General features: G+C 66.0%; 26 protein-coding genes. 15 read left to right on the top strand and 11 right to left on the bottom strand.

What is annotated here, in order from left to right; genetic code table 11:
- Positions 1 to 26: 26 nt before the first annotated feature.
- The 3 genes from AWB95_RS17115 to AWB95_RS17105 all read right to left on the bottom strand — a co-directional run bounded on the left by AWB95_RS17115 (position 27) and on the right by AWB95_RS17105 (position 2,390).
- Positions 27 to 977 carry an LmeA family phospholipid-binding protein gene (locus AWB95_RS17115; RefSeq protein WP_062541897.1) on the bottom strand — a complete coding sequence of 317 codons (951 nt, stop codon included), beginning with the start codon at positions 975 to 977 and terminating at the stop codon, positions 27 to 29.
- The gene (locus tag AWB95_RS17110; protein WP_085168430.1) at positions 974 to 1,792 is read right to left on the bottom strand and encodes a carbon-nitrogen hydrolase family protein; all 819 of its coding nucleotides are present in this window, start codon (positions 1,790 to 1,792) and stop codon (positions 974 to 976) included. The genes AWB95_RS17115 and AWB95_RS17110 overlap by 4 nt, the downstream gene beginning before the upstream one ends.
- An 85-nt stretch (positions 1,793 to 1,877) precedes the next feature.
- Positions 1,878 to 2,390 (bottom strand): DUF2505 domain-containing protein, encoded by a 513-nt coding sequence (locus AWB95_RS17105; RefSeq protein ID WP_062540623.1) that lies wholly within the window; start codon positions 2,388 to 2,390, stop codon positions 1,878 to 1,880.
- Positions 2,391 to 2,392: 2 nt separating this feature from the next.
- Between AWB95_RS17105 and AWB95_RS17100 the strand changes: the two genes are divergently transcribed.
- Entirely contained in the window at positions 2,393 to 3,481 is a 1,089-nt protein-coding gene (locus tag AWB95_RS17100) for a UDP-N-acetylmuramate dehydrogenase (protein WP_373280787.1), read from the top strand.
- A gap of 113 nt (positions 3,482 to 3,594) precedes the next feature.
- Positions 3,595 to 4,839, top strand: a complete 1,245-nt coding sequence (locus AWB95_RS17095; RefSeq protein ID WP_099539581.1) for a L,D-transpeptidase — start codon at positions 3,595 to 3,597, stop codon at positions 4,837 to 4,839.
- Here the strand turns inward: AWB95_RS17095 and AWB95_RS17090 are convergent.
- A complete protein-coding gene (locus AWB95_RS17090; protein WP_085168429.1) occupies positions 4,814 to 5,554 on the bottom strand; it encodes an SDR family NAD(P)-dependent oxidoreductase in 741 nt (246 codons plus the stop codon). The two genes, AWB95_RS17095 and AWB95_RS17090, sit on opposite strands and share 26 nt — an antisense overlap.
- 196 nt (positions 5,555 to 5,750) lie before the next feature.
- On the opposite strand from AWB95_RS17090, the gene AWB95_RS17085 reads away from it, so the two are divergent.
- From AWB95_RS17085 to regX, 6 genes are all read left to right on the top strand, one after another.
- On the top strand, positions 5,751 to 7,046 hold the full coding sequence (locus AWB95_RS17085; protein ID WP_099539578.1) for an ROK family transcriptional regulator: 1,296 nt from the start codon (positions 5,751 to 5,753) through the stop codon (positions 7,044 to 7,046).
- A 35-nt stretch (positions 7,047 to 7,081) separates the two neighbouring features.
- Complete coding sequence (gene mshA, locus AWB95_RS17080; protein WP_062538435.1) at positions 7,082 to 8,356, top strand: D-inositol-3-phosphate glycosyltransferase; 1,275 nt, start codon at positions 7,082 to 7,084, stop codon at positions 8,354 to 8,356.
- Positions 8,353 to 8,859 (top strand): type III secretion system chaperone family protein, encoded by a 507-nt coding sequence (locus AWB95_RS17075; protein WP_062538436.1) that lies wholly within the window; start codon positions 8,353 to 8,355, stop codon positions 8,857 to 8,859. The genes mshA and AWB95_RS17075 overlap by 4 nt, the downstream gene beginning before the upstream one ends.
- Before the next feature lie 13 nt (positions 8,860 to 8,872).
- Positions 8,873 to 9,622 carry a phosphoglyceromutase gene (locus AWB95_RS17070; protein ID WP_062538437.1) on the top strand — a complete coding sequence of 250 codons (750 nt, stop codon included), beginning with the start codon at positions 8,873 to 8,875 and terminating at the stop codon, positions 9,620 to 9,622.
- Positions 9,623 to 9,819: 197 nt separating this feature from the next.
- Complete coding sequence (locus AWB95_RS17065) at positions 9,820 to 11,055, top strand: sensor histidine kinase (RefSeq protein WP_099539577.1); 1,236 nt, start codon at positions 9,820 to 9,822, stop codon at positions 11,053 to 11,055.
- Entirely contained in the window at positions 11,052 to 11,735 is a 684-nt protein-coding gene (gene regX / locus AWB95_RS17060; protein ID WP_045385245.1) for a two-component sensory transduction protein RegX, read from the top strand. Before AWB95_RS17065 ends, regX begins: the two co-directional genes overlap by 4 nt.
- Positions 11,736 to 11,750: 15 nt before the next feature.
- On the opposite strand, the gene AWB95_RS17055 is transcribed toward regX, so the two are convergent.
- Positions 11,751 to 12,746, bottom strand: a complete 996-nt coding sequence (locus AWB95_RS17055) for an oxygenase MpaB family protein (protein ID WP_139818510.1) — start codon at positions 12,744 to 12,746, stop codon at positions 11,751 to 11,753.
- 70 nt (positions 12,747 to 12,816) lie between these two features.
- On the opposite strand from AWB95_RS17055, the gene AWB95_RS17050 reads away from it, so the two are divergent.
- Positions 12,817 to 13,449, top strand: a complete 633-nt coding sequence (locus AWB95_RS17050) for a TetR/AcrR family transcriptional regulator (RefSeq protein ID WP_062538440.1) — start codon at positions 12,817 to 12,819, stop codon at positions 13,447 to 13,449.
- A gap of 99 nt (positions 13,450 to 13,548) precedes the next feature.
- On the top strand, positions 13,549 to 14,460 hold the full coding sequence (locus AWB95_RS17045) for an oxygenase MpaB family protein (RefSeq protein WP_062538441.1): 912 nt from the start codon (positions 13,549 to 13,551) through the stop codon (positions 14,458 to 14,460).
- 8 nt (positions 14,461 to 14,468) lie between these two features.
- Here AWB95_RS17045 and AWB95_RS17040 read toward each other — a convergent pair whose 3' ends face one another.
- The gene (locus AWB95_RS17040; RefSeq protein ID WP_062538468.1) at positions 14,469 to 15,827 is read right to left on the bottom strand and encodes an oxygenase MpaB family protein; all 1,359 of its coding nucleotides are present in this window, start codon (positions 15,825 to 15,827) and stop codon (positions 14,469 to 14,471) included.
- 168 nt (positions 15,828 to 15,995) lie between these two features.
- Here AWB95_RS17040 and AWB95_RS17035 point away from each other — a divergent pair, with 168 nt between their 5' ends.
- From AWB95_RS17035 to AWB95_RS17015, 5 genes are all read left to right on the top strand, one after another.
- A complete protein-coding gene (locus AWB95_RS17035) occupies positions 15,996 to 16,586 on the top strand; it encodes a TetR/AcrR family transcriptional regulator (protein WP_169714696.1) in 591 nt (196 codons plus the stop codon).
- A 212-nt stretch (positions 16,587 to 16,798) separates the two neighbouring features.
- Complete coding sequence (locus AWB95_RS17030) at positions 16,799 to 18,535, top strand: SDR family oxidoreductase (protein ID WP_062538443.1); 1,737 nt, start codon at positions 16,799 to 16,801, stop codon at positions 18,533 to 18,535.
- 26 nt (positions 18,536 to 18,561) lie between these two features.
- A complete protein-coding gene (locus AWB95_RS17025; RefSeq protein WP_232315467.1) occupies positions 18,562 to 19,491 on the top strand; it encodes an SAM-dependent methyltransferase in 930 nt (309 codons plus the stop codon).
- Positions 19,488 to 20,261: a class I SAM-dependent methyltransferase gene (locus AWB95_RS17020; RefSeq protein ID WP_062538445.1), complete on the top strand. Its 774-nt coding sequence runs from the start codon at positions 19,488 to 19,490 to the stop codon at positions 20,259 to 20,261. Before AWB95_RS17025 ends, AWB95_RS17020 begins: the two co-directional genes overlap by 4 nt.
- Before the next feature lie 5 nt (positions 20,262 to 20,266).
- The gene (locus tag AWB95_RS17015; protein ID WP_062538469.1) at positions 20,267 to 21,142 is read left to right on the top strand and encodes an oxidoreductase; all 876 of its coding nucleotides are present in this window, start codon (positions 20,267 to 20,269) and stop codon (positions 21,140 to 21,142) included.
- A 5-nt stretch (positions 21,143 to 21,147) separates the two neighbouring features.
- Here the strand turns inward: AWB95_RS17015 and AWB95_RS17010 are convergent, their stop codons facing one another.
- Genes AWB95_RS17010 through AWB95_RS16990 form a run of 5 tightly spaced genes read right to left on the bottom strand, consistent with a single transcriptional unit; the run spans position 21,148 to position 25,990 of the window.
- Positions 21,148 to 21,969, bottom strand: coding sequence for a hypothetical protein (locus AWB95_RS17010; RefSeq protein ID WP_084706908.1), 822 nt, complete (start codon positions 21,967 to 21,969; stop codon positions 21,148 to 21,150).
- A 28-nt stretch (positions 21,970 to 21,997) separates the two neighbouring features.
- On the bottom strand, positions 21,998 to 22,747 hold the full coding sequence (locus tag AWB95_RS17005) for a hypothetical protein (protein WP_062538447.1): 750 nt from the start codon (positions 22,745 to 22,747) through the stop codon (positions 21,998 to 22,000).
- Between the two features lie 2 nt (positions 22,748 to 22,749).
- Entirely contained in the window at positions 22,750 to 23,733 is a 984-nt protein-coding gene (locus tag AWB95_RS17000; RefSeq protein ID WP_232315468.1) for an MlaD family protein, read from the bottom strand.
- On the bottom strand, positions 23,730 to 24,821 hold the full coding sequence (locus tag AWB95_RS16995) for an MlaD family protein (RefSeq protein WP_062538448.1): 1,092 nt from the start codon (positions 24,819 to 24,821) through the stop codon (positions 23,730 to 23,732). The genes AWB95_RS17000 and AWB95_RS16995 overlap by 4 nt, the downstream gene beginning before the upstream one ends.
- Positions 24,818 to 25,990: an MlaD family protein gene (locus tag AWB95_RS16990; RefSeq protein ID WP_062538449.1), complete on the bottom strand. Its 1,173-nt coding sequence runs from the start codon at positions 25,988 to 25,990 to the stop codon at positions 24,818 to 24,820. The genes AWB95_RS16995 and AWB95_RS16990 overlap by 4 nt, the downstream gene beginning before the upstream one ends.

Raw genomic sequence — 25,990 nt, 5'->3', positions numbered from 1 at the left:
TCGAACGCAGCGAAGTCCAAGGTCGGTCACAGCTTGGCGAAGCACGGGTCCGACTGGCCGGGCGGTATCGAGGCGTTGCGCGTCGAAAAGTGTGCTGTCACACCGTCGTCGGTGACGTGCACGCTGTCGGCGTGGATACCGAGCGGGTAGTCGTTGATCAGCCTCGAGGTGAAGACGTCCAGCGCATCCTGCGCGGTCTCCGCCGGCACAGGGGCGCCCATCGCGGTGACTGAGACGACCTTCAGCGACAGGCCGTTGTTGGCGATGGCGGGCTTGACCGTGACGCTGCCCAGGCCCAGTGCGCCCTTGAGCTCGATGGTGCCGGCGCCCGGATTGGTGGTCACGCTGTTGACCAGGCCGCCGACGAACGGAACCGCGTCCGCCACTGTTTCCTTGATGCCTTCCGACGTCCAGGTGATGGCGGCGTCGAGCGCGCCGATGGTGCCCTTGGAGTTGGCGTCGCCGTGCAGGTTGACCTCGCTGATTTCGATGTCGGCTCGCATGCCCTTGGCGCTGCGGATCTGGTTGCCGGCGGTCTTGATCGAGATGTCGCGGTAGTCGCCGGCCAAGTGCTGCAGCAGGAACGGATACGGGCCGAACGACACGCTGGCCTTGTCCTGCACCACGCATTCGGTTGCGGCGGCCACCACACTGTCGGCGCGGTGACGGGCGTACAGTTCGGCGCCGACCACGCTGGCTGCGGCCAGCAACAGCACGATGACGGCGACCAGCGCGATCGACAGTGGGTCGCGGAACAAGCGGCGTTTGATTTTCCCCGGCATTTTCACGGTTGCGGCGTCCTCAGCTGGGTACTCCTGGACACCCGGCGGCGGGGCCCAGGCCGCGTCCGCGGGCTGCTGCTCCGGCGTGGTCTGCGGTGAGTCGGACGGGCCGGGCGGTGGCGCGGCGGGATCCCCGCTGCCCGGGCGAGCCCAAATCGACGGGTCGTCGTGCGGTGGTCCCTGCGGGTTCGTCACCCGGGCGATTCTGCCTTATCGACCTGGGGGAAGTCGGCCTGGTTGCGCAGCACGGCGATGGTGTCCCGCGCCGCGACGACCTGGTCGAGGTCGATGTCGGCAACCAACAGTTGCGGGTCGGCGCCGGCCGAGGACACCACCTCGCCGAACGGCGATACCACCAGACTCCCCCCGACCCCGGTCGGTGCGCCCGAGCCGCTCAGCGGCGGGCCGGGGTCGGCCTGCCCGGCCGCCGCGATGTAGCTGGTGGAGTCCAGCGCGCGGGCACGCGCCAGCAACGTCCACTGGTCGAGCTTGCCGCGCCCGGCACCCCACGACGCGGCGACCGCAATCAGTTGCGCGCCCCGGCGCGCCAGCGTCGTGTAGAGCGCGGGGAAGCGGATGTCGTAGCAGGTGCTCAACCCGACCCCGACGCCGTCGACGGTGATCACTACCGGCTCTCGCCCCGGCGCGACCGTGCGCGACTCGGTGAACCCGAACGCGTCGTAGAGGTGAATCTTGTCGTAATGCGCGTCGGTGTCGGGGCCCGTCGCCAGCAGGGTGTTGGTGACGCGTCCGTCGCCGGCCGGGGTGAACATCCCGGCGATCACGGTGATCCCGGCGTCGGCGGCGATGCGGCGCACGGCGTCGGCCCACGGCCCGTCGACCGGTTCGGCGATCGGGGCCAGCGGCACCCCGAACCGGCACATCGTCGCCTCGGGGAACACCACCAGCGCCGCGCCGGCGTCGGCGGCCCGGCTGGTGTAGTCGCGCACCAGGTTCAGGTTGTCGGCCGGCTTGGTGCCACTGAGGATCTGGGCTACCGCGATCCGCATAACGGCCAGCCTAGGGCCTCATCGAACGTCGGGTTGTCGGGCGAAACTCCCCAGATTTTCCCCGACAAGTCGACGCTCGGCGGTCTTAGGCGGTCTGGCTGATCCACATCGTGGTGAAGCGCTGCTCGGCGATCAGCAGCTCGACCAGCTGATTGCCGATGAAGTTCTCCAATTTGCCGCCGACCAGCGGGATGCGAACTTCCACGGTTGCCCGGAACTTCAGCCGGGCGCCGCCCGTCTTGGCCACCGGCTCCAGCACAGCAGTCCCGCTCAGCGCGGCCGGCGCGTCGATGATCGCCCCGGAGACAGTGGCATTGGCGATCCCGTCGGCGATCGCCGTCCATTTCTCCTCGCGCCGAATGCGCAGGTCGCCGCGGTGGAACTGGGTGACCAGAGCCGGCAGCCGGTCGCTGCGCAGCACCTGCGTGGTGACCACATCGATACCGCCGTCGCCGTCGACCCGCAGCACGTCCAGCGTCGCGTCGTCGGCACCGGAATCGGCCAGTCGGGCCCGCCAGTACTTCTCGTCGCCGAATGCGCCAAGTACATCTTCGACGGTGGCCCCGTAGTCCGTGGACATGTCGAATGAACGCGGCATAGCTGGTCACGCTACCGTTACGGCCCGTGGCGGGAACGTTGTTCGCCGGTGCGCGCGTCGCCGAAAGGGTGCCGTTGGCGCCGCTGACCACGTTGCGCGTCGGGCCCGTCGCGCAACGCGTGATCACCTGCACCAGCACCGAACAAGCGATCGCCACGCTGCGGCACCTCGACGCCGAGAACTGCCGGCCGCTGCTGGTGTTGGCGGGCGGCTCCAACGTGGTGATCGCCGATACGCTGACCGACCTGACCGTGGTGCGGTTGGCCAACAGCGACATCAGCATCGAGGGCAACCTGCTGCGCGCGCAGGCCGGCGCGGTGTGGGACGAGGTCGTCGCCACGGCCGTCGCCGCCGGCCTGGGCGGGCTGGAGTGCATGTCCGGCATCCCCGGCTCCGCAGGCGCCACCCCGGTGCAGAACGTCGGGGCGTACGGCGCCGAGGTGGCCGACTCCATCACCCGCGTGCGTCTGTTGGACCGCCGCAGCGGCGACGTGCGCTGGGTGCCGCCCGGCGAACTGGGGTTCGGCTACCGCACCAGCGTGCTCAAGCATTCGCAGGATGCCGTCGTCCTGGAAGTGGAGTTCGCGCTGGACGCGTCGGGCCGCAGCGCGCCGCTGCGCTACGGCGAGCTGATTGCGGCGCTGAATGCGACGGCCGGCCAGCGCGCCGATCCGGCAACCGTGCGCGACGCCGTGCTGGCACTGCGGGCCCGCAAGGGCATGGTGCTCGACGCCGCCGACCACGACACCTGGAGCGTGGGCTCGTTTTTCACGAATCCCGTTGTCCCGCAAGAGGTTTACCAACGACTGGCGGATCAGGCCGACCGGCCGGTGCCGCACTATCCGGCGGCCGACGGTGTCAAGCTGGCCGCCGGATGGCTGGTCGAGCAAGCCGGCTTCGGCAAGGGCTACCCCGACACCGACGGCGCGCCCTGCCGGCTGTCGACCAAGCATGCGCTTGCTTTGACCAACCGCGGAGCCGCCACGGCCGCCGACGTGGTGGCGCTGGCGCGCACGGTACGCGACGGCGTCCGCGATGTGTTTGGCATCACACTCGTACCCGAACCGGTGCTGGTCGGCTGCGAGTTGTAGCCGCACGTGCGCGGGGAGGGTCGTTTTCGCCGGTATCTTTGTCTGTCGTGAACACAGCGCGCGACCTGCCGTCGATCAACCGGCGCCGGGCATTGTCGACGCTGGTGGTGGGGATGTTGGCGCCCAACGTGCTGGCCGCTTGTGTCGGGGGGTCGACCAAGCAGGCCGAGAAGGCCAAGCCACCGGCGGCGCCGAGTTTGACGTTCCATCCGGCCGACAAGGCCGAGGACGTGGTGCCCACGGCACCGATCAGCGTCGAGGTGCGCGACGGCTGGTTTCAGAAGGTGGCACTGACCAATTCGGCCGGCAAGGTGGTGGCCGGGGCGCTCAACCGCGACCGCACCGTCTACACCATCACCGAGCCGCTCGGCTACGACGCCACCTACACGTGGAGCGGCTCCGTTGTCGGCCATGACGGCAAGGCCGTGCCGGTGGCCGGCAAGCTCACCACGGTCACGCCCACCAGGGTGATCGACGGTGGATTCCAGCTGGCCGACGGGCAGACGGTCGGGGTGGCGGCGCCGATCATCATCCAGTTCGACTCGCCGATTTCCGACAAGGCCGCCGTCGAGCGTGCACTGAAGGTCACCACCGACCCGCCCGTCGAGGGCAGTTGGGCCTGGCTGCCCGACGAGGCGGAGGGAGCGCGGGTGCACTACCGCACCCGCGAGTACTACCCGGCCGGAACCAAGGTCAATGTCGAGGCCAAGCTCTACGGGCTGGCGTTCGGCGACGGCGCCTACGGCAAGCAGGACATGAGCCTGAGCTTTTCGATCGGCCGGCGCCAGGTGGTCAAGGCCGAAATCTCGTCGCACCGCATCCAGGTGGTCCGCGACGAGGGCGTGATCATGGATTTCCCGTGCAGCTACGGCGAGGGCGACAAGCCGCGCAACGTCACCCGCAACGGCATCCACGTGGTCAGCGAGAAATACTCCGACTTCTACATGTCCAACCCGGCCGCCGGGTACAGCAACATCCACGAACGCTGGGCGGTCCGCATTTCCAACAACGGCGAATTCATCCACGCCAACCCGGCAAGTGCTGGCGCACAAGGCAATTCGAACGTGACCAACGGCTGCATCAACCTGTCGACGGCCGACGCCGAGCAGTATTTCAACAGCGCGATCTACGGTGACCCGGTCGAGGTGACCGGCAGCCGGATCGAGCTGTCCTACGCCGACGGCGACATCTGGGACTGGGCCGTGGACTGGGATACCTGGGTGTCGATGTCGGCGCTGCCGCCGGCCAACGGGTCCAAGCCGTCACCGGCATCGCTGCCGCGCAGTGCCCCGGCCACGCCCAAGGATGCGCCGACGCTCTCGGGCACCCCGACTACGAGCGTCCGACCCGGCGGCTAGCGGTAGCCTGATCGCGCGGCCGGATCACGATCTGGTCGACGTTGACGTGCGACGGCCGCGACGCCACGAACCCGATCACTTCGGCGATGTCGGCGGCCACCAACGGTGTCATCCCCTCGTAGACCGCGTCTGCGCGCTGCTGGTCGCCGCCGAAGCGCACCAGCGAGAACTCCGTTTCGACGGCGCCGGGCGCAATCTCGGTGAGCCGCACCGGTTTTCCCAGCAGCTCGCCGCGCAGCGTGCGGTGCAGCGCGCCCTGCGCGTGCTTGGCCGAGGTGTAGCCGGCGCCGCCGTCGTACACCTCGAACGCCGCGACCGAGGTGATCGTGACGATCAGGCCGTCGCCGGATGCGATCAGCTTGGGCAGCAGCGCGCGGGTCATTCGCAGCGTGCCGAGCACGTTGGTCTCCCACATCCAGCGCCAGTGCTCCAGGTCGGCCTCGGCCACCGGCTCCAGGCCCTTGGCCCCGCCGGCGTTGTTGACCAGCACGTCGACCCGGTCCAGCCCGGCGGCGAGCGCGTCCACCGCGGCGCAGTCGGTGACGTCTGCCACTGCCGCGGAGCCGCCGATCTCGGCGGCCAGCTTCTCGATCCGGTCGGCCCGGCGTGCCACCGCCACCACGTGAAAGCCTTGAGCCGCAAGGGTTCTCGCGGTCGCCTCGCCGATTCCGGCGCTGGCGCCGGTGACCACGGCGACGCGCTTCGAAGTCGTCATCGGGACCACTTTAATAACCGTGCTAAATTCCTGGTGTGTACTCCAGCGCTGTGTTCGGTCTGACGTCCGCGTGTCTGTTCGCGGACTGCGCATGTTGTCGCTGCGCACTTTGCCGCGCCTGACCGGCCTTGCAGAACCACCGAAGCCGGCGTGCGGCCAGGACCCGCCATCGGAACTCGGATAAGGACACACGCCCGTGCGCACCACCACTCTCAGTACCGTCACCAGCCACTCGCACAGCCGCAAGACCCCGCTGCGGGCCCGCCGCGTCGTGGCGCCGTCGCTGCACCTCTCCGACTCCGCCGCGGCGTCGGTGTTTCGGGCGGTGCGGCTGCGCGGCCCGATCGGCCGCGACGTCATCGCCCAAGCCACCTCGCTGAGCATCGCCACGGTCAATCGCCAGGTCATCGCGCTGCTCGACGCCGGTCTGCTGCGCGAACGCGCCGACCTCGCGGTTGCCGGCGCCATCGGGCGCCCGCGGGTGCCCGTCGAGGTCAACCACGAGCCGTTCCTGACGTTGGGCATCCACATCGGGGCGCGAACCACCAGCATCGTGGCCACCGACCTGTTGGGCCGCACGCTGGACGCCGTCGAGACCGCGACACCGCTGAACGGGCACACGTCAGCGCTGGCGTCGCTGGCCGACGGCGCCCGCCGCTACCTGCGGCGCTGGCACCGGCGGCGGCCGCTGTGGGCCGGGGTGGCGATCGGCGGGGCGGTCGACGGCGCCACCGGGCACGTCGACCATCCGCGGCTGGGCTGGCGCGACGCGCCGGTGGGCCCGGTGCTGGCCGAGGCGCTGGGACTGCCGGTGTCGGTGGCCTCGCACGTCGACGCGATGGCCGGGGCCGAGCTGCTGCTGGGCATGCGCCAGTTCGGGCCGAATTCGTCGACCAGCCTGTACGTCTACGCCCGCGAAACCGTGGGCTATGCGCTGATGATCGACGGGCGGGTGCACAGCCCGGCCAGCGGGCCGGGCACCATCGCCACCTTGCCCGCGACGTCCCAGCTGCTCGGCGGCTCCGGGCAACTGGAGTCCTCGGTCAGCGACGAGGCCGTGCTGGCCGCGGCCAGGCGGCTGGGTCTGCCGGCCGGTGTCCGGGTGCCGGGGCGGAACGGCTCGGGCATCACGGAGCTGATCAAGGCCGCGCGGGGCGGCAACCAGCAGGCCAAAGACCTGCTGGCCGAGCGGGCCCGGGTCCTCGGTGAAGCGGTCGCGTTGCTGCGTGACCTGCTCAACCCCGACGACCTGGTGGTCGGCGGGCAGGCGTTCACCGAATACCCCGAGGGCATGGCGCACGTCGAGGCGGCATTCGCCGCGCGCTCGGTGCTGCCGCGGCGGCAAATCCGGGTGACTGCGTTCGGTAACCGGGTGCAGGAGGCCGGGGCCGGCATCGTGTCGCTGGGCGGGCTGTATGCCGATCCGCTCGGTGCCATGCGGCGCGCACAGGGCCCGGTGTTGCCGGTCGCCGCAGCCGAATCGTCCGCCTGACGTGGCCCGTCGGGCGGTGCTGCAAAGATGGCGGTGTGCCACATAACGCGCTGCCCCGGCTGGACGTCTCCGAGCTCCGGGTGGCGGTGCTATCGGTGCACACCTCGCCGCTGGCCCAGCCGGGCACCGGGGACGCCGGCGGAATGAACGTCTACGTGCTGCAAAGCGCACTGCATCTGGCGCGCCGCGGCATTCAGGTCGAGATCTTCACCCGGGCCACCGCGTCCACCGATCCGCCCGTCGTGCCGGTGGCGCCCGGTGTGCTGGTGCGCAACGTGGTGGCCGGGCCGTTCGAGGGCCTGGACAAATACGACCTGCCCACCCAGCTGTGCGCGTTCGCCGCCGGGGTGCTGCGCGCCGAGGCCGCCCACGAGCCCGGCTACTACGACATCGTGCATTCGCACTACTGGCTGTCCGGGCAGGTCGGCTGGCTGGCCCGGGACCGCTGGGCGGTGCCGCTGGTGCACACCGCGCACACCCTGGCCGCGGTGAAGAATGCGGCGCTGGCCGACGGGGACGCTCCCGAGCCGCCGCTGCGCACGGTCGGCGAACAGCAGGTTGTCGACGAGGCGGACCGGCTGATCGTCAACACCGAAGAGGAAGCGGCACAACTGGTTTCGCTGCACAATGCCGATCCCGCGCGGATCGACGTCGCGCATCCCGGCGTGGACTTGGACGTGTTCCGGCCCGGGGACCGCCGCGCTGCCCGCGCCGCGCTGGGGTTGCCGCTCGACCAGCATGTGGTGGCCTTCGTCGGCCGGATCCAGCCGCTCAAGGCGCCCGACATTCTGCTGCGCGCCGCCGCGAAACTGCCGCGGGTACACATCGTGGTGGCCGGCGGGCCGTCGGGCAGCGGTCTTGCCGCCCCGGACGGGTTGGTTCGCCTGGCCGACGAATTGGGTATCAGCGACCGGGTGACGTTCCTGCCGCCGCAGTCCCGCGAGGACCTGGCCAGGCTGTTCCAGGCGGCCGATCTGGTCGGGGTGCCCAGCTATTCGGAGTCGTTCGGTTTGGTCGCGGTGGAGGCGCAAGCCTGCGGGACGCCGGTGGTGGCGGCCGCTGTCGGCGGGCTGCCGGTGGCGGTGCGCGACGGGGTCAGCGGCACCCTGGTGTCCGGGCACGACGTGGACAGGTGGGCCGACGCCATCGACAAGGTGCTGCGGCTCGACGGTGCCATGAGCCGCTCCGCGGTCGAGCATGCCGCGACGTTCTCGTGGGACAACACCGTCGACGCGCTGCTGGCCAGCTACCGCCGCGCGATCGGCGAGTTCGCTTCCCGTGGTCCGGTCCGCGAGTTGATGCGCGCATGACTGACGTGCAGAAGGTGATCGAGGACGCTCTCGAGGCCAGCAAGCTGACCTACTCGCGGCACGAGGGTGCGCACGGCGGCTCGCCCGGGGTGGTTGTGGAGCTGCCCGGCGAACGCAAACTCAAGACCAACACCATCCTGAGCATCGGCGAGCACTCGGTGCGCGTCGAGGCGTTCGTGTGCCGCAAGCCCGACGAAAACCACGAGGGCGTCTACCGGTTTCTGCTCAGGCGCAACCGCCGCCTCTACGGTGTCGCGTACACGCTCGACAATGTCGGCGACATTTATCTGGTGGGCCGGATGTCGCTGGCGTCGGTGAGCGCCGCCGAGGTCGACCGGGTGCTCGGGCAAGTGCTCGAGACGGTGGATTCGGACTTTAATACGTTGCTGGAGTTGGGTTTTCGCTCGTCGATCCAAAAGGAATGGGAATGGCGGGTCTCGCGCGGGGAGTCGCTGAAGAACCTGGAAGCCTTCGCCCACCTGATCGACGATGAAGAGTCGTGAGAAACTTTCCGGCATGGCAGAGACTTCCAGGCTGGTTCTGCTCCGCCACGGCGAGAGCGAATGGAACGCCCTCAACCTGTTCACCGGTTGGGTCGACGTCGACCTGACCGACAAGGGCCGTGCCGAGGCGGTCCGCAGCGGCGAGCTGATGGTCGGACACGACCTCCTGCCCGACGTGGTGTACACCTCGTTGCTGCGCCGGGCGATCACCACCGCCAATCTGGCGCTGGACGTCGCAGACCGGCACTGGATCCCGGTGCGGCGCAGCTGGCGGCTCAACGAGCGCCACTACGGTGCGCTGCAGGGCCTGGACAAGGCCGAGACCAAGGCCCGCTACGGCGACGAGCAGTTCATGGCGTGGCGGCGCAGCTACGACACGCCGCCGCCACCGATCGAGAAGGGCAGCCAGTTCAGCCAGGACACCGACCCGCGCTACGCCAACATCGGCGGCGGTCCGCTGACCGAATGCCTGGCCGACGTGGTGGTCCGGTTCCTGCCCTATTTCACCGACGTCATCGTGCCGGACCTGCGCAGTGGCAAGACCGTGCTGATCGCGGCGCACGGCAACTCGCTGCGTGCGCTGGTCAAATACCTCGACGGCATGTCCGACGAGGAGGTCGTCGGGCTCAACATCCCGACCGGGATCCCGCTTCGCTACGACCTGGACGACGACCTGCGGCCCACCGTCATCGGCGGCACCTACCTGGATCCGGAAGCCGCCGCCGCCGGAGCGGCCGCGGTGGCAAGCCAGGGCGCCAAGTAGCCCCGTCGAGTGGCCAGTTGTGACACGCGATGGTGCGAAAAGCGTGCAACAATTGGCCACCAGACGCGCGCATAGGGGCCCGGTTTGGCAAACAGCACATGAACAACGGTCGAATACCTGCGCCGCAGCGTGTGACATGTCCGATTTTGGCCTCTCGCTGCTGGGGCGAAGTTCATGTGGATTTGTAGGATTTTTATGTGACTGTGTTCTCGGCGCTGTCGCTGGCCGGGGTTTCGATTCTGTTGGCGTTGGCCACCGGGATTGCGATCGGCACCCGACTGGCGCCGCGCGTCGTCGAACGACGGCAGCGGGTGGCGGCCGAATGGGCCGGTATCACCGTCGCGCAGATGCTGCAGCGCATCGTCGCGCTGACCCCGCTGGGCACCGCCGTCGTGGACACCCACCGCGACGTGGTCTATCTCAACGACCGCGCCAGGGAACTGGGCCTGGTGCGGGATCGCCTGCTCGACGACGAGGCCTGGGATGCGGCGCGGCGGACGCTGGCCAGCGGTGAGGACGTCGAGTTCGACCTGCTGCCGGGTAAGCGCACCGCGCCGGACCGGTCCGACTTGTCGGTGCACGGGCAGGCGCGGCTGCTCAGCGAGGAGGACCGCCGCTTTGCGGTGGTGTTCGTCTACGACCAATCCGAGTACGCCCGCATGGAGGCGACGCGGCGCGACTTCGTCGCCAATGTCAGCCACGAACTCAAGACGCCGGTCGGTGCGATGGCTGTGCTGGCCGAGGCGCTGCTGTCCTGCGCAGACGACCCCGAGACGGTCCGCCGTTTCGGCGAGAAGGTGCTCGTCGAGGCCAACCGGCTCGGCGACATGATCGGCGAGCTGATAGAGCTGTCCCGGCTGCAGGGCGCCGAGCGGTTGCCCGATCTGGGTGCTGTGGACGTGGATACCGTTGTGTCCGAAGCGATTTCGCGTCACAAAGTGGCCGCGGACAACGCCGACATCGGGGTCCGCACCGACGAACCGAGCGGCCTGCGGGTCCTCGGGGACCAGGCCCTGCTGATCACCGCGCTGGCCAACCTGGTGTCGAACGCGATCGCCTACTCGCCGCGCGGATCGCTGGTGTCGATCAGCCGCCGCCGTCGCGGCAACAACGTCGAGATCGCCGTCACCGACCGGGGTATCGGTATTCCGCGCAAGGACCAGGAGCGCGTCTTCGAGCGGTTCTACCGCGGCGACAAGGCACGCTCGCGGGCCACCGGCGGCACCGGGCTGGGACTGGCGATTGTCAAGCACGTCGCGGCAAACCACAACGGCAGCATCGGATTGTGGAGCCAGCCGGGTACCGGGTCGACGTTCACGCTGTCCATCCCGGCCTATCAGGACACTGGTGAGCAACCGGACAAACCGCCGGAGCCCCAAATCCGGCCCAAGAAAGCACTTGCACACGTAAGAGAGGAAGAACTACGTCGATGACCAGTGTGCTGATCGTGGAAGACGAGGAGTCGCTGGCCGATCCGCTGGCGTTTCTGTTACGCAAGGAAGGCTTCGAGGCCACCGTGGTGACCGACGGACCGTCGGCGCTGGCCGAATTCGACCGTGCCGGTGCGGATATCGTGCTGCTGGACCTGATGCTGCCGGGCATGTCCGGCACCGACGTGTGCAAGCAGTTGCGCGCGCGCTCGAGCGTCCCGGTGATCATGGTGACCGCCCGCGACAGCGAAATCGACAAGGTAGTCGGCCTGGAGTTGGGCGCCGACGACTACGTGACCAAGCCGTATTCCGCGCGGGAGTTGATCGCTCGGATTCGGGCAGTACTGCGCCGCGGTGGCGACGACGACTCCGAGGTCGCCGACGGAGTGCTGGAATCCGGACCGGTGCGCATGGACGTCGAACGCCACGTGGTGTCGGTGAACGGTGAGCAGATCACGTTGCCGCTCAAGGAATTCGACCTGCTCGAGTACCTGATGCGTAACAGCGGCCGGGTGCTGACCCGCGGGCAGCTGATCGATCGGGTGTGGGGCGCCGACTACGTCGGCGACACCAAGACGCTCGACGTGCACGTCAAGCGGCTGCGCTCCAAGATCGAGGCCGACCCGGCCAACCCCGTGCACCTGGTCACGGTGCGCGGCCTGGGCTACAAACTCGAGGGCTAGTAAGTAGCGCGAACACTACGTCCGGGCCGGCAAAGTGCCGCCTTTGCCTTGTTGCAACCGCAATCCCGGATTGTGGGTGAACGGCACTCGCCCCGTGCCGGGAGTATGGCGGAACGCGTTGTGCCGGTAGCCCCATGCCTCGAACCCTCCGAGGGCGATAACGCGGTCGATGATCGGCAGTTTGACTGCCTGCACCGCGATCCGCAGGGCCGCCTTGGCGAACGCTGTCCGGATCGGCATAGCAGGAATGCCGGTGACTTCGCGTGCGCCGGGACGCATTTGGGATAGCGCCGCCCAGGTGACCACCCTCAAGAACGGGCTGGCGATCGCCATTGGCCATGCCGGGGTAAACGGTGGGTGCAAGAAAAAGTCGATCAACTCCTGCGCTGCCGGCGTGAGCGCCATCTTGTTGTTCTCGGCGTCGCGGACATAGGCTTCCACCTCTTCCGGCGTGCGTGGCAGCATCCCAGATGGGATGCCGAGCAACTCGCCGACGATGTTGTTCTCGGCGTAGAAGGCACGCTCGTCATCCTCGGTCAACTTCTTGCCGCTGAACGCCTTGTAGATGTCCCACAGGCACGGCCAGCCGGTGACGTAGGTGTAGATCAGGTACTCGAGCTCATTGGCGCGGTAGGCCTTGCCCGTGGTGGGTTCGACGCCGTTGACGTGCGAGTGCCGACGGAACAGATCCCGTCCGACTTTGTCGGCGGTCGCGGAGTCACCGAACACGGCGCCTACGAAGTAGGCGTTGCTTCGCTGGACCCGGCCCAGTGGATCGGAAGGGTAGCTGCTGTGCTGACTCACGCCCGCGGCGCCGACAGGGTCGAGCACCGCCACGATGGACCCCAGAATGCCGGCCATGGCCAAGATCGCCGGATTGGCCCACACCTCCCAACTGATTGAGCCGGGTCCGAAGTAGCCATCGTCGAGTCGCGGGGCTTCGGCTATCTCGACTGCGCGCCGTCCTCTCTTGCCGAAAAGCCGGACGATCATCGCGTCCGTACCCCTCACCGACGATGCCACGGCGACTCCACATACTCTGAGTAGGTAACGTACTCAGAGTACGGTACTGTTGGTTTCCATGGTTGTCCAGAGCCGGCGTGCTGCCTACACCGCCCAGACGCGCGAGATGCTGCTCACCGCCGCTGATGAGCTGTTCGTCAGTCACGGTTTCGACGGCGCCAGTGTCGATGACATCGCCGCCCGCGCATCGGTTACCAAGGGCGCCTTCTACCACCACTTTCCCGACAAGCGTTCGGTATTCGAACGCTTGTTTCGGGCGCGCATCACGCGGCTGGCAGCGGTCATCGAGGAGTCGGCTGAGCAAATCACCACCGGCGCCGCGCCCGGTTGGGCGGTCAGTCAACGGCTCATGGAGAACTACCTGACCACCATCGTCGACGATCGCGCCTATCGGGAACTGCTCAAACAAGCGCCCGCGGTGCTGACGAGCCGGCTCTATCGGCGCATCGACGAGGAACTGCTCATCCCGCCGCTACAGCGCCTACTTTCGGCGTTGCGCGATCGCGGGGAGTTGCACGATGTGCCGCTTGCAATGACCGCCAGCATGTTGATCAGTTGCCTGTGCGAGGCCGCCCTGCTCATCGCCGATGCGCCCGACCGCGAATTAGCCAAAGGTGACGCGCTGGTCGCCCTCACCCGATTGGCCTCCGGTCTCGTCAGGATCACACCGCCGCAGAAACATCGACCCTGACGGCCACGTCGGCAACGGATCATGTTGTGTATAAAGGTCGATAGCCGCGTCTCGTTGACATCGACTGTTGTCAACAGTAGCTTCGGGTGTGGGTAAATCATGGACGGCCAAGGGGATTCCCGCCTCGAAGGGCGCTTGCAGCTGGGGCCCGACTCGCTGATCTGGCGGTGGGCCGGAGACATGCGGATCGCGTTCGAAGGCGGCACCGCGGGCCTGTTGCAAACCATGCACCCGGCGATCGGGTACGCACTGATCGAGCACTCCAACTTCTTCGACGATCCCGTCGATCGGGTATTCCGTTCTCTGCCAGGAATTCTCGGCACCGTCTACAACGGCCCACAGGCGGAAACCACCGGCCGACAAGTCCGCGACTACCACCGCGACATCAAGGGCATCCAGCCGGACGGGACGCGCTACCACGCGCTCAATCCCGAGACCTACTGGTGGGCGCATGCCACTTTCCAGCGGATGGTGGAGCGTGTCGCCGAGTACTGGGATACCCACCGCCTCACCGAGACTGAGCGCGATCAGCTTTGCCGGGAAGGGTGCGAGTGGTATCGCCAGTACGGGATGACCGAATCCGTGCTCCCGCGCGACCGCGCCGAGTTCGACACCCAATGGGTCCACTACTGCGACGAGGTCCTGGAGCCCAACCCCGCCTCTGATTACCTGATCGAGTTCATCAACCGCACCGCGATCCCGGACATGAGCTCGTCGCCGTTTTTCCCCGCGCCGCCCGCGCTCAAGCCCATCGCCAACAGACTGCTTCCCGCTTGGCCGGTGCGTGCGCTGCTGGCGCCGCCGATGCGGCTGGTGATCTTCGGCGGACTGCCGGCCAGCGTGCGGGAGCGATTCCAAATCTCTTGGACGACCTACGATCAACGCGCCTACACCGCGGTGCGTGCGTCGATCCGCGCGGCGTGGCCGTATGTTCCGGCATCGCTGAAGTGGCATTACACCGCTCGCAAGGGTTGGCTGCGCGAAACAGGAAAACTACCGAGGCGGTTCTAGATATCGCCTTAACGGATTGGGCAGCCCGCGGGCGTGTTCGGTGTTTGGTCGTGATGCTTGAACGGCGAGCCGTTGACTCCCGCGCGCTTGGCGACAATCTTGGTCAACTGCACGCCGGCAAGCTCCCAGGGATCGCCAAATGCCGAGCGAGTAGCCATCCTGATCCGCCGACCGGGGATCCGGTCCGTCACCATCCGGGACTTGACCGCCGCATGAACTGCCAGCCCGGTCAACATTTTCCACGGCTGCAACGGCACATCGCGGTATGGCGTGGCGGCTACCAATGCCCGGGCCAGCGCATCGCCGCTGTAATACGCGACGGCGCCGATTGCTGGCGAAACAGCTGACCGCGCAAGCATTCCGGCTATTCCGGGAACCCGAGCGAGGTTGTCGGAAGCGGCGCCCGCCATCTGGGCGGTCCAATCGGTCGGGCCGCCGGCAGTGGAAGTCGCATACTGGGCCAGCATGATTCCGTCTTCGGCGTTGGTCGGGATAATCTCCGGCGCAACGCCGAACACGTAGGCGATGTAGGACCAATACAGCATCGCCGCGTCCATGTCCGCGCGCGACTTCGTCCGGCCGTGATTGTGATCGGTGAGCATCGGCAATAACGCGAACGTGACGGCCGCACCCATCGTCAGACTGGTCGAGATCGGGTTGCCGTGAACGTCGAAATGCTCATCGCCCCAGGAACTCCGGAGTCCGATCCGTACTTGAGAGTGCATCAGCCGCACCCGCACGGTGTTCTTGAATTCGTCGCCGAAACGATCCAGAAAGCCCGGTTTGGTTGCGTCGAAAAACCATTGCACCGTTTCGACATTGCGCACCGTGAATCGATTGACGAACCGGCCGGTTGCCCCGACCGCCGAAGACACCTCAGCGCCGACGAAGGTGCCGATCGCGTCCTGGATCACCATGCCGACCTTGCCGGCCAGGGAACAGTCGATCCATAGCCGCCGGCCTCGTTCCCATACTCGCGGATCGTGCCACGCCGGTGGATTGTCCAGGCTGGCAAAGAGATCCACCAACTCTTGCGGTGGATCATCCAGTGCATCGATACCGTGTTCAAGCGCTTGGTCGAGCAGTCGGCGTCCATGTTTCGCGCCGATCTCGCGAAACTTCATGGCCACCGCGTCCATCAGGCGGTCGCCTTGCCAGTAATGGTCGATGAACAACGCCAGCAGCCGGGACTGGCGCTCCGATAGCGACGTCGGTTTGAACGCGTCGAATACCGGCAAGGCACTCCACGCCGGGTCGGGTTGTAACCGCGGGGGCGCCGGCCGCAACGGTATCCCCGGTTGGTAGTAGTAGTCGTAGCGGTGTCGCCCGGGCGCCACAGTCGTGGCTGGGGTCGCTGCCTTGGTCATCGCGAAGTCCTTCCGGGCATTGGTGACCCGCGTCACAAATCCACGATAAAGCTGAGCAGAACTCACTTACAATTCAGTTTTGTCAGGGCTCGCGGCTCCAGCCTGGAGGACCATATGACGACGTCAAAGAGGAAAGATCCGATACAGAAGCGGGCCCAGGAAACGATTGTGCGGCTCCTTGACGCCACGGCTCAGCTTCTTGACGGAATCGGTTATCACCAGTTGTCGACCAACCAGATCGCCGAGCAGGCCCATGTGAGCATCGGAACGGTCTACCGCTACTTCAACGACAAGAGTGACATCATCTCGGCACTGCGGGCGCGGGCAGAAGGCGACATCATGCACCGACTCATCGACGGGCTCGCCGCGGCATCGGCAATGGAGGCTGCGGCCGCGGGGCGACACGTGGTGACCACGCTCGTCGAGGCGCTCGAACGCCATCGCGGCGTGATCACCGCGATTGTCAACGACCTGCCGATGGGCATCCAAAGCAACGTTCTGCCGACGATCGAGCAGCAGCTGTACCACATCGCTCGGCTCGCCTTGTTGCAGCGCTATCCGCAGCTGTCGGCACGCGATACCGACGAAATACTTTATCTCGGAATGGGAATCGTGCTACACACCGCGCTGCGGATTGCGATCGGACGGCCGCCGCATCTCGATCGCGAGTCGTTGATCGGCCGGACCGCGGCGTTGGTGAGCGCGGCGTCGAGTGTGGTCGGCGACACGGCGCCGACATCGGTAATCGCGCCGAACTGACAAATCTGTCGGACGCATAAGCGACGACGGTGTTCGCCGCCGGGACACCTTGACATTCCTATTACAGCCGGTACACGATACCGACAGTAATGCAGACTGACGTGTCACACAGGTAATTGTCAGCACTGCCGGGACGGAGCATCGGGATGGACTCAGCATTGACGACGGTCGGGCGGCCGGCCGAGGCGACACCTGAAGCCCCGAGCCCGCGCATGGTCCGTAACGGTGCCGTTGAGATCGCCATCTATGAGCAGGGCAATCGCGCGGGTGAGACGTTGTTGCTGCTGCACGGCTGGCCAGACTCGCACCACATGTGGGACGGCGTGACGCCGCTGTTGACCGAGCGATTTCACGTGGTGACCGTCGACAACCGCGGTCACGGCAACTCGACCAATCCGAGGAGCTACCGAGAATTCACGTTGGATGCCCTGGCCAGTGACTACCTCGCGGTGATCGACGCCGTCAGTCCCGACAAACCCGTCCATGTGCTCGCCCACGACTGGGGCAGCGTCGCGATGTGGGAATTGGTATGCGACAGTTCCGCGCAACACCGGATCGCCTCCTTCACCTCGGTGGCAGGTCCGAACGTGGCGCATCTGTTGATGTGGGCGCGCAACCGGTTGAAGCGGCCGACGCCGAAGAATTTGGGATTGGTGCTGGCACAGGCGGGGTCGCTCAGCTACATGCTCTTCCTCATGCTGCCGTGGCTTCCCAAGGTCACGCTCCGCCTGGTGGCGAAGCGGGATCGGTGGCGCGCCTGGCTGCATCGAGCCGAGGGCGCCAGTACGGACCAGATTCACCTTGGGCCGACATTCGACAAGGACATCGGCAACGGGCTCCGGATCTATCGCGCCAATTTGTTCTCCCAGTGGAAGCTTCGGGAACGCTTCACCCAGGTCCCGGTTCAAGTGATCGTTGGAACGCGCGATCCGGCGGTTCGCCGGGGAAGCTTTGCCGACGAACCGAATTGGGCGCCGACGGTGTGGCAGCGCGTGGTCACGGGTGGGCACTGGCTGGCGTTCTCCCATCCGGAGTTGCTCGCCACCGCCACTGTCGAACTGATCGATGCGACCTCGGGCCTGCCTCCGGCAAGGGGTTTGCGTCGCGCCGAGATGGGAAGGCAGCGGCTGCCATTCGAGGATCAGCTTGTGGTGATCACCGGTGCGGGCAGCGGGATCGGCCAAGCGACCGCGCTGGCGTTTGCGCGGGAAGGTGCCGAGATCGTGCTCTCCGATATCAATCTGTCGTCGGCGAAAGAGACAGCCGCACTGATCGCCGAGAAGGGCGGCACCGCGCACGCCTATCGTCTCGATGTCTCCGACGAGGACACCGTCACGGCACATGCCGACGAGGTCCTTTCCGCGCACGGTGTGCCGGATGTACTGGTCAACAACGCCGGCGTCGGTCAGGCCGGCCGGTTTTTGGCCACCCCCTCTGCGGATTTTCGCCGGGTGCTTGAGGTCAATCTGTATGGAGTGGTCAACGGATGTCGCGCGTTCGGGCCGAGCATGGCACGCCGCGGCCTGGGTGGACACATCGTCAACGTGTCGAGCATGGCTGCGTACTCGCCGCAACAAGGCCTAAGCGCCTATGCGACAAGCAAGTCTGGGGTGTTCATGTTCTCCGACTGCCTGCGCGCCGAGCTCGCCTCGGCGGGTATCGGTGTCAGCACCATCTGCCCGGGTGTGGTGCACACCAACATCGTTCGCAACACGGTCGTGTCCGGACTGTCCGACGAGCAGGCCGCAAGAAAGGTCGCGATGGTCGACCGCGCCTACCGGTTGCGCCATTACAGCGCCGACAAAGTCGCCAAACGGATCGTCAAGGCCGTCAAGACGAGCAAGCAGGTGGTCCCGGTGACACCGGAGGCGCGTATCGCCTACTACGTCAACAGGCTGGCCCCGGCGGTCGGGCGCCTGAGCGCCAAATCGGTTGCGCTCGCCCGATGACCGGAAAAGCCAGGGATAGGAGAGCCGTGGTTACAGTTCCGCGTCACATCCAGGACGAATCGGCCGGTGACCGGCTACGTCGCTGGGCCGACGAGTGGCGGCAGATGGCGGGCGTGGCGCTGGCGCGCTCGGAGGGTCCCAAGACCGGCCAGATCTACGACATCGTCGGTACCCAGAATCTGTTCGGTGAGGAATCGCTGTTCATCAACTTCGGGTACTGGCGAAACAAGCCCACAACGCTGGACGAGGCAAGCCGAGACCTCGCGCGACTCGTCGCGCAGAGCGCCGAGTTCAAGTCGTCGGACGTCATTGTCGACTGTGGCCCAGGCTATGGCGACCAAGACATCTTGTGGATCAACGAGTTTGGGCCCAAACACATCACCGGGGTAAACCTGGCGACCGAACAGATCAGCATCGCCACCCGTCGGGTGGCCGAAGCCGGGTTGTCCCACAGGATCGACTACGTCAACGCGTCAGCCACCGATCTGCCGCTGGACGACAGATCGTGCACGAAGGTGGTGGCGCTCGAATCCGCCTTTCACTTCCCGTCGCGCGTCGATTTCTTCACCGAAGCGCTGCGGGTGCTCAAACCCGGCGGTCGATTGGTCACCGCCGACATTGTCCCCAAACGTACCGTTCTCAATGCATGGGCACGCAGCGAGGTCGCGCGGCGCGGCTGGCGAAAGGCGTCGCGACGCGCTGTGCGGGGCGCGGTAGATCTCGCCGGATACCGAGACTTGCTGCTCGACGTCGGATTTGCCGAGGCGGTAACGCGGTCGATCACCGACGACGTCTACCTACCGCTAGCGAAATTCCTGCGCAACCGCCTCAGCGATCCCGACATGCGGCATGTGAATCCGGTTATCCGATATTCTTTTACGCCGCTGGGGTTTCGGCTAACGACACTGCAGTCGGATTACATCGTGGCCGTCGCGCAGAAAGCCAAGAAGCGATGACGTTCACCGCACAACAGGGGGCCACAGCACGCACGCTGGAGCTGTTGGAACCGCAGCAGCTGGCGCGGATCCGCGGCGCGCGCAACGGCTATTACGACCTACTCGGTGACACGGGACCGCAGGTACGCAGCATCCCTCAGCGCCTCATGCGCACGAGGATATATTCCGCCGGTTACCAGATCGGCCGGCCGATCGGTCTCAAGTTGGCGGGCGGCCCTAAGGCACCCGGGCGTGAGGAAGATCGACGGCGAATGTCAAGCTGGCTCGGACTCAAGTCAGGCTCGGTCGTTCTCGACATCGGTTGCGGTCCTGGCAACTTCACCGGGTGGTTCGGCGACCAAGTAGTCCCGGCGGGCCTCGCCGTCGGACTGGACGCATCGCACGCGATGCTGCGACGTGCCGTCGTCGATAACTCCGGTCCGTGCGTCGCGTACGTACGCGGTGATGCCGAGCACTTGCCATTCGCTGACGGCGTGGCCGATGCGGCGAGCTGCCTTGCCGCACTGTACCTGATCAACGACCCGTTCCAGGCGATCCGCGAACTTGCCCGCGTACTCAAACCCGGTGGGCGCGTGGTGATTCTGACCAGCCTCTTGCCTGGTCGACGCCGAAACGCAGTTGGTGGCGCCGTACTGAATGCCGTCAGCGGTGTCCGCTGGTTCGGCCGCGAGGAGGTCACCGGATTTCTCGGTGATAGTGGATTCACCGGCATTGAACAGCACATCGCCGGTCTTTCGCAGACCATTGTCGCAACTAAGGGGATGTGCTGATTCCGATGGCGTGGCAACCAAGTCAGATCCCTGATCAATCCGGACGAACCTTTGTCGTGACCGGCGCGAACGGCGGCTTGGGCGAAATCACTACACGCGTGCTCGCCGGCAACGGTGCAGCCGTGGTGATGGCCTGCCGCAACACCGAGAAAGCAAAGGCCGTCGCCGAGGCGATCGACGGGAACGTGCGCGTCGTCGAATTGGACTTGGCCGACCTTGACTCGATACACGAATTTGCGTCGCTGCAAGGACCATTCGATGTCCTGATCAACAACGCGGGGCTGATGAACATACCGTTCACCCGGACAAAGGACGGCTTCGAAACGCAGTTCGGAGTCAACCATCTGGGTCATTTCGCGCTAACCGGTTTGCTCCTCGACAAAATCGGGGACCGGGTGGTGACGCTTTCCAGCATCGCCCACCGACAGACGCCCAAGTTGTGGATCGACGACCTCAACTACCAACGGCGGCGCTATCAGCGCAATTTGGCTTACGCGCAATCGAAGCTGGCGAATCTGATGTTTGCCCGTGAGCTCCAGCGCCGGCTGACCGAGGCTGGATCGCCCAAGGGGTCCTTCGCAGTGCATCCCGGAGTGTCAGGCACCGACTTGTTCACCAAGACCGAGACGGTGCTGGACCTGGTCGCCAAGCAGGGAGCACGGCTGGTGGGTCATCCCCCCGCGCAGGCCGCGCATTCGACACTGTTCGCGGCGACGACACCGGACGCGGATCCGCAGATCTACTGGGGTCCAACACGACTGATGCAGACAAGGGGCCCGGTGCGGCCGTCGCCGTCGAGCAGGCTGTCGCGGGATCAAACGCTGTGGCGCCGGTTGTGGGAAGAGTCCGAAAAAATGACCGGCGTTACCTTTGACCTGTAGAGCGGTTACTGCACGCGGCCCGGACTGCAAATGGGAGGGTTGCCGCCTTCGGGGGGCGAACAGATCGCGACGCGCTCGGCGTGGGGCCAGATCGCCTTCGCGGCCGGAGAATTACAGAAGGTGGTCTCGGCCTCGGGGACCGGCAGCTGACCGGACCCTGGGTAGTTGGGGCCGGCGAGCATGTCGACCATCCCAAGCCCCTGCTCCTTGTGCATTCGGCAACTCGCTGTCAACACCCGGTTCGTGCCGGGCTCTAGCTGCTCGGCTTCGATGGTCACGACGGTCACCAGCGAGTAGCCGGCGGCGGTTGGCAGGTAGAACCAGAGATCGCGGCTGATGAGTGCACCACCGTTCACCACGAGGTAGCCGTCACCGCTGGGATAGACCGCCTGTCCCTCCATTTGGGTGCGTTCGAAATGCAGGCGCTCGCCATCTGCTCGCCACACCGAGAATCGGGTATTCGGGCTGCCGTTGTAGGGATGTTGGGCCATCGGGATGATCAGTTCGTCAAGGCCGTCCCAGTCGAGGTCCTGCAAGCCGACGGGGCTCGGACTCGACGGTTCTATCAGCTCGTTGATGGTTTGGACGACCTCGCCCGACGGGGTGGTCGCGATGACCTTCACTGCCAAAGGCCCGGGCGCCTCGGGCAGGTTGAAGTACCGGACGTCGAAGTCCAAGCTTTTGCGATCGCCAGAGTGCAGGCGGCAATCCTGGTGGGCCAACTGGGTTTTGGGATTGATCACGGTGGCAGTCTGCGAGCACGCGGGCAAGGCTTTGTCCGCGGCGGCGGGCGGACACAGCACCGCTGCGGCGATGATCACAGCCATGCTGGCGACGGCTATCGCGCGGCGCACATTACCTCCCCGGCGGCGAGGGCTGGCCGGGCGCAGGCGCGGGCGCTGGCTGAGGAATCTGATCCGTGTTCGGTGGGTGGCTGCCGGTCTTGGGGCCGATGTCGGAGACCTGCCAGGTGTCGCCGACCTTGTTGACGGTGATCTGCAGTGCGATGAGCGACACCTTAGGCTCCGGGTGCTGCAGGTTGCGGGTGGTCTGCGCAGCCGTCACGACCACCTGGTACATGCCGCCGGGCTGGGCAACGGATTCGGCAGCCAGCACCTCACCGCTCGACGTGACCTGCGCCTGCAGCATGACGCCCTTGAGCAGGTCCGCGGCGTTGGTGTACTTGTCCTTCAGCGGCTGGGATACGCCGCCCTGCACCGATCGGAAAAAGGCGTCGGGGTCGTCGAAGGTGTACGTGAGAGACTTCTTCGCGTAGTCCTTCGCGACCTGTGCCGCGGCGTTGCGGTCGGCTTCGGCCCGACGCATCGCGGCGAGATCGTCGGCGACGCCTTGGTACTTGAAGAACCCGAACACCCCGCCGCCGATCATCGCCGCCGCCAACACGGCCGACACCCAGAGCCACGGGGTGCGTGGCCGCCGCCAGCGCACTTTGGACAGAGCGCGCGATCGCTTTTCGGTCCGTGCAGTGTCGTCGGCGGACTTGTCGGTGTCGTCGCCATTCGCCGCCGGCTTAGCGGGGGCCTCGTCCGAAGCCTCGCCGTCCGTGACCATGTCGGTCACCGTATTGATCGTGTCTTCGGTCATGCTCATCCTCCATCATTGCGCTGCTGCTGTTCTGGCACGTTTACTTGGACGCGCACACTGCCGGTGTCGTTGAAGGTCGACTCCCAAAGGTCTACCCAGTACCCGGCGTGGAATTTGTAGTCGTGCACAGGTTCCGAAACTCGTTGCAGTGACTCGAAGATCACACTGAAGGAAGGGGCGAGCATGTCGAAATATTGAGCGAGCTTCGCGACGAGCACATTCGCTGTATCACCGGGGCCGAAGACGTTTTCACCGACATGCGAGAAGTGGTCGAACGATTGGATCAGCCGGGTGAATGCCGGCACGGCGTCGGGCAGCACCTTGCCGGTTGAACTCAACGCCTCGCCGAGCCCTATTTCACTCCACCCGGACGTCAGCCTTGAGATGTTGCCGACGAGCGCTGCCAGCAATTGCTTGTTTTCACTCACATATTTGGCGATCGAACTGGCGGTGGTGCTCAGCACATCTAGGGCGGCGTCGTCGCCGGTCAACGCCTGGGCGACGTTGGTGACGATGGTGTGCACGTCGGCCGGGTTCACGACCGAGAGCAGCGCGTTGAACCGGGCGAGCAATTCACTGACTGTGACCGTCGGGGCGACCCGGTCGGCGGGAATCACCGAGCCGTCGGTGAGGTAGGGCGGCGCAATGACTTTCGGCTTGAAGTCGACGTACTGCTCGCCGGCGACCGAGAGGGGTTCCACGCTGATCGTGGCGTCGGCGGGGACTGGATAGGCGCCGTCGAGGTCTAGGGAAGCGGCCAGCCCGGTGGGGGTGGCTTGAATACCGGTCACCCGGCCTACTCTGATCCCGCGCATCGTCACCTGCGATGTCGGCAGCAGCCCGCCCGAGTCGTGCAGCATGAGCGTGACGTGGGTGAAGTGTTTGGTCGGCCCGGCATGAAGCACGCCGAACGACATATAGCCGGCGCCGAGCACCGTCATGATCGCCAGGATGGCGATGGTGAGGGGCGCGTTGGCCTTGATCATGGCAACAGTCCCATCGACCGCAGTACGTCGATTGCTTGGAAGGCCCCGACCCCCGAACCGGTTTCGGGCACCGGCATGCCCGTGTTGGCTGTGGGTGGATGTACTTCGGAGACAATGTATTTCGGCTCCTCCCCGGGTGCGTGCGGGGTCCACGGGTTGAACTTGTCGAAGTACGGGTTGAGCTTGTCGCGGATCAGCCTGACCAGCTTGTCGCCCATCACCGGCCCGGTCATGTCCATGTTGAAGAACGACTCGGTCATTGGGGTGAGGTAGGAGAGCAGCTCGATGATGTCGGGCGTGTAGGGGGTGACCAACCGATCCGCAGAGCGGCCGAGGTCCTGGGCGTCGTCGATCAGCGCGAGAATGTTCAGGGTCACGCTTTCCAGCCCGGCGAGCTTGGGCGGTCCCTCGTTGACCAGCCGGTCGAAGGTGCCTGTATTGGCCGCCAAGCTGTTGCTGACGTTCTCTGCGTCGGTGACGAGTTGGTCGAGGATGGCCTGGTTGGCTGCCAGGTCGTTGAGCACGCCGCCCAGCTTGTCCTTGATCTTGTTCACCTCGGTGGGGTCTTTGGGGAACGCATTGTTGAAGTGGATCACGGCCTGTTGCAGCGTGCTGATCGTGCCGCCGCCCAACAGGTTCGACACGGACCGCAAGACATCTTCGACATTGGAAACCGGGACGGTGTTGCGCAGCGGAATCGTGTCGCCGTCGCGCAGCCACGCCGGCGCCGGACGCTCCGGCGGCAGCAGCGCGATGTAGATGTCGCCGAGTACGGTAGCTTGGCGGAGCTCGGCGCGGGTGTTCTGCGGCAGCTGCACATCACCGGAGATGTCGACGTAGGCCACCGCCGTGTTGCCGGCGAGCTGCACCCGGTCAAGGACGCCGACCTGGACTCCGCCGGAGTCGACTTTGGTTCTGGCGGGCACATTCAACACGCTCGAGAATTCGATCTTGATCGTGTACTTGTGGCCTGGCACATAGGATCCGGGCACCGGCAGCCGGGTGGGGTCGAGCGAACATGCCGTGGCCATGCTGATGGTAAGAGCGCCGAGCAGCGCGGCGAGGGTGCGTAGCCATCGCCTGCTCATGGCAGCCCGGCGCCCAGGATGAGGTCGGCCAAACCGAGGCTGGCCGGGTTGGAGGCGGTCCCGGGTGCGCAGGCGGCCGCGCTACCCGGGGTGTTTCGCTGTCGCAGCACCGCGCAGATGTCGTTGGCCTGCTGCGGTGAAACATCCACCTGCCCAGGGGTGTACGTTACATTCTGGTTGGCCCAGGCCGGATGGTAGACGCTTCCCAGCCAATCGGTGTAGGGCTGCACGCCGTTGATGACGCCCGCGATGTTTTGCGAGTAGGCGCCCAAGTTCGCTCCCACCCAGGGGATGATCTTGTCGGTGAGGTTGAGATAGACGCGCGGCGCGAAGCGATTCAGCGCGTCCACCAAGATCGGCAGGAGGTGCACGACATGTTCCAGAGCCGAGGCGAAGTTGTCCGACAGCCCCTCGATCAGTTTCGCGGTGTCGGGCAAGGTCTGGATCAGGGTGGCGAAGCTGTCCCAATTCTTCTGCTCCAAAAAGAGCGACGTGAGGGCCTCGCTGTTGGCGAACAGCTGGCGGAACGCGGTGTCGGACTTGGCGGGGTCGCCCACCATGGCGGCCAAATCCCGTAGCGTCTGGTTCAGTTCGGGACCGGTGCCGGCCAGCGAGCGGCTGGCCGCCTTGAGGCTGTCGTTAAGGGCTTGCACACCCGGCGCCGCAGACGGGTCCTGGCCTTGTCCGGGTCCCAAGATCGCATCGGCGAGTTTGCCGAGCGCAGAGAAGGTTTCGCCGACACCGATAGGGGTTTTGGTCGATCGCAGGTTGATGCACTGGGGGCCGGTGAACTTCGGCCCGCCCGCATAGGGTTTGGTGAGTTCGATGTTGCGGTCGGTCACGATCGACTGCGAGTAGGTGACGGCCCCGACATCGGCTGGCAGGTCGAGATCGGTGGGCACGCTGAAGTCAACCCGGACGTGATCGGCCATGTTGGTCACCGCGGTCACCTTGCCGATCTCGATGCCCAGCAGCGCCACCTTGTTGCCCGGATAAAGCCCGACCGCATCGGTGAATTCGGCGCACATCGCCCTGGTTTTGGCAAGTTTGGGCACCACGATTTTTGCGCCGACGACAGCGGCCGCTGCGATCGCGGCCACCACGGCCAGGGCCAAGACCATCGCTACCCGGGAGCTCAGCCGGCGGCGGATCGCGGAGATTCCGGTCAT

It is taken from the genome of Mycobacterium celatum (assembly GCF_002101595.1).
Taxonomy (GTDB): Bacteria; Actinomycetota; Actinomycetes; order Mycobacteriales; family Mycobacteriaceae; genus Mycobacterium; species Mycobacterium celatum.
Note: the sequence above shows the minus strand (reverse complement) of the source record. Positions and strands in the feature narration are given on the sequence as shown.

Bases quoted from the DNA above. Each gene is read 5' to 3' on its own strand.
- AWB95_RS17045 (WP_062538441.1), top strand. From the start codon at position 13,549: ATGGACGGCCAAGGGGATTCCCGCCTCGAAGGGCGCTTGCAGCTGGGG.
- AWB95_RS17070 (WP_062538437.1), top strand. From the start codon at position 8,873: ATGGCAGAGACTTCCAGGCTGGTTCTGCTCCGCCACGGCGAGAGCGAA.
- AWB95_RS17090 (WP_085168429.1), bottom strand. From the start codon at position 5,554: ATGACGACTTCGAAGCGCGTCGCCGTGGTCACCGGCGCCAGCGCCGGA.
- regX (WP_045385245.1), top strand. From the start codon at position 11,052: ATGACCAGTGTGCTGATCGTGGAAGACGAGGAGTCGCTGGCCGATCCG.
- AWB95_RS17005 (WP_062538447.1), bottom strand. From the start codon at position 22,747: ATGACCGAAGACACGATCAATACGGTGACCGACATGGTCACGGACGGC.
- AWB95_RS17075 (WP_062538436.1), top strand. From the start codon at position 8,353: ATGACTGACGTGCAGAAGGTGATCGAGGACGCTCTCGAGGCCAGCAAG.
- AWB95_RS17010 (WP_084706908.1), bottom strand. From the start codon at position 21,969: ATGGCTGTGATCATCGCCGCAGCGGTGCTGTGTCCGCCCGCCGCCGCG.
- AWB95_RS17050 (WP_062538440.1), top strand. From the start codon at position 12,817: ATGGTTGTCCAGAGCCGGCGTGCTGCCTACACCGCCCAGACGCGCGAG.
- AWB95_RS17040 (WP_062538468.1), bottom strand. From the start codon at position 15,827: ATGACCAAGGCAGCGACCCCAGCCACGACTGTGGCGCCCGGGCGACAC.
- AWB95_RS17110 (WP_085168430.1), bottom strand. From the start codon at position 1,792: ATGCGGATCGCGGTAGCCCAGATCCTCAGTGGCACCAAGCCGGCCGAC.
- AWB95_RS17015 (WP_062538469.1), top strand. From the start codon at position 20,267: ATGGCGTGGCAACCAAGTCAGATCCCTGATCAATCCGGACGAACCTTT.
- AWB95_RS16990 (WP_062538449.1), bottom strand. From the start codon at position 25,990: ATGACCGGAATCTCCGCGATCCGCCGCCGGCTGAGCTCCCGGGTAGCG.
- AWB95_RS17000 (WP_232315468.1), bottom strand. From the start codon at position 23,733: ATGATCAAGGCCAACGCGCCCCTCACCATCGCCATCCTGGCGATCATG.
- AWB95_RS17020 (WP_062538445.1), top strand. From the start codon at position 19,488: ATGACGTTCACCGCACAACAGGGGGCCACAGCACGCACGCTGGAGCTG.
- AWB95_RS17030 (WP_062538443.1), top strand. From the start codon at position 16,799: ATGGTCCGTAACGGTGCCGTTGAGATCGCCATCTATGAGCAGGGCAAT.
- AWB95_RS17105 (WP_062540623.1), bottom strand. From the start codon at position 2,390: ATGCCGCGTTCATTCGACATGTCCACGGACTACGGGGCCACCGTCGAA.
- AWB95_RS16995 (WP_062538448.1), bottom strand. From the start codon at position 24,821: ATGAGCAGGCGATGGCTACGCACCCTCGCCGCGCTGCTCGGCGCTCTT.
- AWB95_RS17095 (WP_099539581.1), top strand. From the start codon at position 3,595: ATGTTGGCGCCCAACGTGCTGGCCGCTTGTGTCGGGGGGTCGACCAAG.